The organism is Mesobacillus boroniphilus JCM 21738 (assembly GCF_000517385.1).
In the GTDB taxonomy this organism is placed as follows: domain Bacteria; phylum Bacillota; class Bacilli; order Bacillales; family Cytobacillaceae; genus Mesobacillus; species Mesobacillus boroniphilus.
The window spans coordinates 1-5,991 of record NZ_BAUW01000143.1 but is presented as its reverse complement, the minus strand read 5'-3'; the positions used below and the strand labels follow the sequence as shown (position 1 = coordinate 5,991).

5 protein-coding genes and 2 pseudogenes are annotated in these 5,991 nt (G+C 32.6%); all 7 read left to right on the top strand.

All coding sequences use genetic code 11. The features are described 5' to 3' along the window. Window positions 1-183: pseudogene (locus tag JCM21738_RS24020) on the top strand (hypothetical protein); the annotation flags it as partial. A 729-nt stretch (window positions 184-912) separates the two neighbouring features. Continuing rightward, window positions 913-1,200: a hypothetical protein gene (locus JCM21738_RS20670; protein ID WP_023626475.1), complete on the top strand. Its 288-nt coding sequence runs from the start codon at window positions 913-915 to the stop codon at window positions 1,198-1,200. 62 nt (window positions 1,201-1,262) lie between these two features. Further along, entirely contained in the window at window positions 1,263-1,886 is a 624-nt protein-coding gene (locus tag JCM21738_RS20665) for an ABC transporter ATP-binding protein (RefSeq protein WP_023626474.1), read from the top strand. A 10-nt stretch (window positions 1,887-1,896) separates the two neighbouring features. Then, the gene (locus tag JCM21738_RS20660) at window positions 1,897-4,047 is read left to right on the top strand and encodes an FtsX-like permease family protein (RefSeq protein WP_023626473.1); all 2,151 of its coding nucleotides are present in this window, start codon (window positions 1,897-1,899) and stop codon (window positions 4,045-4,047) included. 19 nt (window positions 4,048-4,066) lie between these two features. Further along, a complete protein-coding gene (locus tag JCM21738_RS20655) occupies window positions 4,067-4,600 on the top strand; it encodes a hypothetical protein (RefSeq protein WP_023626472.1) in 534 nt (177 codons plus the stop codon). Window positions 4,601-5,151: 551 nt separating this feature from the next. Continuing rightward, complete coding sequence (locus JCM21738_RS20645) at window positions 5,152-5,640, top strand: hypothetical protein (RefSeq protein WP_023626470.1); 489 nt, start codon at window positions 5,152-5,154, stop codon at window positions 5,638-5,640. Between the two features lie 19 nt (window positions 5,641-5,659). Further along, window positions 5,660-5,991, top strand: a pseudogene (locus JCM21738_RS20640) (hypothetical protein); the annotation flags it as partial.

Genomic DNA, 5,991 nt, shown 5'->3' with positions numbered 1-5,991 from the left:
GGACAACCAAGGATGGCTGTATTGGATGGCTATATAACAAAAGGTATAGACGAACAAGGTGCTGAAATTAATGAAGTTCCCTATCCAACACCTAACGTAAATCGTCAAGTTGTCACTTTTGCCTATCAAAAAGACCCTCTGTTTACCATTCGTTACAACCATGAACAACCACTTCAAAATTAATAAATACCTAAGAAAAATCCCAGATGGCCAACATCAGGATTTTCTTATTTTATCACAATCATATCCTGCATATAAATCTTTTTGCCAAAAATAAAATGGCCTCCTTTCGATGAAAAGAAGACCTTTCGACGACGTACGTAAAGTTATTTTGCAGGGCGGTAATCCTGATCTCTGGTAACTTACCCAAGGGGTAAGCGCGTGGGGAACCTTTCCCCCTCAAAATAACCTTTACAGTATTTAATATATGCAGTTACTGGTACAAAATGTGTCGTTTCTCTTATTTATTTAATACCCAAAAGTACGCTATTTGTAAACTCCGAGTTGTTTTTTGTACCTAAGAGTGACCTTTTCGGGTGGGGTTCATTTGTTAAAGAAAGAATATGGATGAATCCGCCCGACACGCAAACGTTTTAGAAACTTATCGGCTCCGTTATAATAAGACTGTAGTGAAACTACGGTCTTATTTTTTGCCTAAATTAGTCCGACAAGATACTAGACCAATCTCCAATGCATCTCGACATTACTCTAGGCTGCCAACACTCTATATAGCAGATAATGGGGGTGGGATAACGGAAGAAATCATTAAAAACTAGTGGTTTAAAGACAAATAAATGGTTTGGTAGTTTATGGGTAAATATAACTAATTTTACTATTATAGGAAAATTTTATATGAATTCATTAAAATATAATGTTATAATATTCCAGAAAAGAAGGGAGGGAGGGAATAATATGAAAAGAAAAGCATTAACATTTGCTCTAACGGGAATGTTGGCAATGGGTTCACTTATACCAATTGCAGCAAAAGCTGCTGAAACATGGGATTATGGATATAATAAGTCCACTATGCAATGGTATAACTACTACTACCATACTGGTTATAAACATTATGGTACGATTACAAAGAACGGTGTTACTTATTATGGTCCAGTTGCAAATGCAGGGTATTGGTCTAAGTTAAATCTAGACTATAATGGACCATACGCGGCAAGTTATAATAAGCATATTTTGTTGTACTAGTTTTAAAGGGGATTTATTTTTTTGATAAATCCCCTTTTGATTTTTAAAATAGGAGAAAACAAATGATTGAAATTGTTAATATAAATAAGTCATATAAAAAGAAAGTTATATTTGAAAATTTTAGTTTAATAGTAAAGCCTGGAGAGTTTATTGGTATAGTTGGAAAAAGTGGTAAAGGTAAAACGACTTTATTAAATATAATTGGTATGTTAGAAGAGCCTGATTCAGGAATAATTAAAATAAATGGAAACGAAATAATTAATAAAAGAATGAGGAGGCTCTTTTTGCGGTATGAGTTAGGCTTTGTATTTCAGAATTATGCCTTAATAGATAATGCAACAGTTCACTCAAATTTGGAGATAGCTCTTAAACACAAAAAAATAAAAAAACAGGAAAAAGAACGGGCTATATGTCAAGTTTTAAAGGAAGTTGGCCTAGAAGATTATAGAAATGAACAGGTACATACATTAAGTGGAGGAGAACAACAGCGCATAGCAATTGCAAGATTGCTACTTAAGGACCCTTCATTAATTTTAGCAGATGAACCAACTGGTTCATTGGATATTGAAAATCGAGACATAATAGTTTCATTGTTTCAGAAATTACATAAGCAGGGAAAAACAATTATTATGGTCACGCATGATAAAGATTTAATTAAATTCTTTTCTAGAACTATACAATTATGAGGTGAATGTTATGAAAAAATTAATTTTTCTTCTTTTTACAGTCACCTTTATAGTTGTAAGTTTTTTATCCATTAAACAATTTGAATATCTTCAATTTCAAACCTTTAATAAAAACGATAAGGTTGAAGAATGGAATCTTGATATAGAATCAGGCATATCTCAAAATAATAAGTTAGAAAACTTCCAGTTATTAAAGGAAGCAGCTTTAGAAGCAAATGTTAATTTACAACGAGTATCTTACGAAAAGGATAAAAATGGTGAAAGTAAGATAGTGTATTATGTAGTAATTAATGATTTCAACAAATACTTTGAAAAACACAAATTAAAGTATGGGGATTTTTTGGATAGAAACAGTGATTCCAAGGATTTTCTCTCTACAGTTAACACTAATAACAAATATCAGGTTGGCCAATTAGAGATCTTTCATAGTTTTGATCCAATTGAAATTCGTCCTATGATTGCCGCCGCAAAAAAACGAGATATCAAAGGGACTTACACAGTACCTGGTAAAGAAAATGCAGAAAGATTAAATGAGATATTGCTAAATTACGGCTTTAAGGTTGGTGTATCAAAAGATCTTGGTCATAGTTTAATTACTAATTACCCGTACCAAGATATGATAAATAAAGCTTTATTGATTTTATGCTTACTCATAGCGCTTGCAATGTTATACGATACCATCAATAATTATAAAGAAATTGCAGTAAGACTAATGTTAGGCCATAACTTTTGGCAAGTTGGAATCTATTTATTCAAAAAATATATTAAAATTTTCCTTAGTTCCTTTGCTTTTGGATTCTTAGGTTTATTAGTATACTTGTATGTATATAATCAGCACCAACAATTAATTCTTTTCTTGCAATTTTTGCTAAAAAGAATGGTGCCATTAATTTTAATACTCTCAATAATCTTCATCGTTACATGGTTAAGCACCTTAACCATAAATATTTCTCAAATGATTAAAAATAAAAAACCAATACAGTTGTTGTTTTTATTGAATTTAGTAGTTCGCTTTATAATATCGATTTTTCTCGTTTTAGGACTACAGCAAGGAATTAGTACTTTTCTTCAGCTGAAAAGTACTGTTGATACACAAGAAAAGTGGGCATTGCTACATGATTATTCCTATTTAGGAATAATTGCTGAAAGTAATCCAGGGTTGTTGAGTTTTTTATATGAGGAAAACGAGAGAGAAAACTTTCAAGAGTTTTATAAAGAAATTGAATCACAGGGAGCTTTTCTTATTATACCATCAGCATATTACCTTTATAATTCTTCAGATATTCCACTAAATGCTAATCCTTGGGGGATGGATGGAAGAAAAGTAGAAATCAATAACAACTATCTATCTTTAAACCCTATTATAGATATTAATAACAATTTGGTATCGGTCCCAGAAGATTTTAATAGTAGTGAAATAACTGTAATTGTGCCAATAAAGTATAAAAAGCATGAAAGTGACATCAGAGAAACATTAGCCAGTGATTACAATGGTATATATAATTTGAAAGATAAAAAACCAGTACGGGTAAATATAAAATATGTAAAAAACAATCAATCTTACTTTACCTATTCACCTAATATGGCTGAGAATAATGACTTTGAGATTATTGATCCTATTGCTGTTATCGTAAATAATAAATTCGATCCCCTTATCTTGGGAAATCACATTTCAATGGGGTATGGATTCTATACTAAGAACAGTGGTAATGAATACCCTTTTTCGATAACACTGAAAACTTTAAAAAAATATGATTTGGATGAAATTTGGCAACCCATTTCTGTTGCATATTCAACAGTCGAGTTAAAGATAGCTAATGACAAGGATGTACTTCAATTAAGTACGGTTTATTGTATTCTTTTTTTACTTCTAGGTACTATTTTACTGTTTTTTTCTTCAATGTATTATTTAGAGATAAACAAACATTTACTATTATTACAATGGATATTCGGATATAGTTTTTTTGAAAAACATAATCTGGTTTACCTGGTCCTTCTAGTCTTTTGGAATTTTGTTTTTATGATTTGTTTCTTCAATGTAAGTGATACTTTATTGCTTACTAAAATCACTTTGGGGCTCGCTATTTTTGATGTTTTGTTAATGAGTTTAATATTAATTTTAAAAGAATATCCCACCACCAAAAAGTTACTTTTAGAATAAAAATAGGGGGGTTATATAGTTGGATAATAGAAAACTTCTGGCCAGTATATTGACCATTATTATCCTTTTATCTTTAGGTATATATTTTTATTTTTTCTATATGAACTACTTAGAAGTAGCTAACGATACTAGTAAAGAAAATGACTCACGAAAGGAGGTCGTTAATACAACTCCTAGGATTGAGAAGAACAAAGAGTTTATACAAAAAGAAACCATAAATAATAGTCCAGTTAGTAAAGAAGAAAAACAAAACCAATACTATGTCATATACATTAAATATGGCAATGGTTCAGGTTCCTCCTTTGTTCCTTTAAGCCTCAACCCTGGTCTTAAAAACGATTCTGACTACCATGTGAGCATTTCATTTGATGATAATGGGGATATTATTAACAGTGATAAAATTATTGTGATTGATGAATTTTTAATCTCAAATGATAACAAAGAAATGATAAAAAAAATAGCAGGGAAAGATAACTATAAGGAAGCTTTAAAAGAAATAGAGGACCGAGTAATTGATACTAAAAAGGGCCTAGAAAAAGAAGGGCTATATTAGTGAGGCTTTGTTAAAGTTTATTGATTTTAAGAATGATTTAAGCGGATTGCCTATGCTATCCCTTCTTTTGTGCTACCAAATAGAGAGAACATCGAGCCTTCTTTTTATTCATGTAAGCGACAAACTATGACCACCTAGTTAAGACTCTGAATTCATGAAATAATCTCCTACCGTACGGTATGTGATGCCATATCCCGTGCGCATGAGATGACGTATCCCATGTGACCACAGGCACGTCATGCATGTCATGTCATATCATATTTCGTACGCAAGCTATACACACGCCATGCGAGATAGTGTGCAACATGCAACATCTAATACACAAATGGTGGGAAGCAAATGCTATCATCACGACATCACATATGGCATGCTGATATGGCGTGTAGATCATTGTTTTCTTCGGATCATCGAGGCCTACAAAATCTTAAACAAGTTCCTGGTTTTCTCAGAAAACACCTATCTCAAAAAAATCCAAAAATATCCCAACTTGTAATTTCGTATGTTAATATAAAAAATGTGAGTGAATTTACTAAAAAAGAGTTTATTAGTCTATGAAAAGAAGTAAAAAGTTTTTGACCTCATTAGGTGTATTGGTCTTAGCGATGACCATATTTTCATCTAATGCCCTAGCAGCGGAATCAGTAATTGACAATGATCCACTAAGCACTGCCCCTGGGTACCATGACTATGAAGGAAATTGGGTTCATAAATCTGGTGGGTATAACAATGACCATCGACTCATTAGCAGTAGTGGCCTTGCTGATGCCTCCTACATGTGGATTCACAAGACGTTAAAAAATAAAGTCGTCGCGTACCATGTTTATTTAGCTAATGCGAATTTTACAAACCCTAAAACTGCTTATCAATTAGGTCAAACGGGAACACTTGTCTATGTGAATCAAGATACAGCTCGCTCAGGGTGGAATCATATAGGTACCGTTTCAGACTATACGAATTCTCCCTTTTTCCTGGTTATCAATGGGGTTATGAGCTCTAAAACAGGTTCCACTGGCGCAGACGCTATGAAAGTCACTTATTAAACACAAGGAGGATAAATGTATGAACAAGAAAATGTTAATTTCCGGAGTCACCGGTATGACTCTATGTGCAGGAATTATTGGTTATGGGGTATTTAATTCAAATGAAAATCCAACTACGACTACGGTGGCGCATGCCCAGGAACAAGTCAAGGTTACTCAATCTGTTATGCAAAACTCAGAGGAAGACAGAGCGAAAATACAAAATGTGATGTTAAATTCGATTGATTATTTCCAAAAAGCAAAAGGGTCTTTCGAGTATATGACAACCGATTACACGTTACTTGTTGATTACCAAGTCGATCAATCAGAGAATAACCCTAAATCATTCGAAAAAGTGAAAACCCTTGCCAG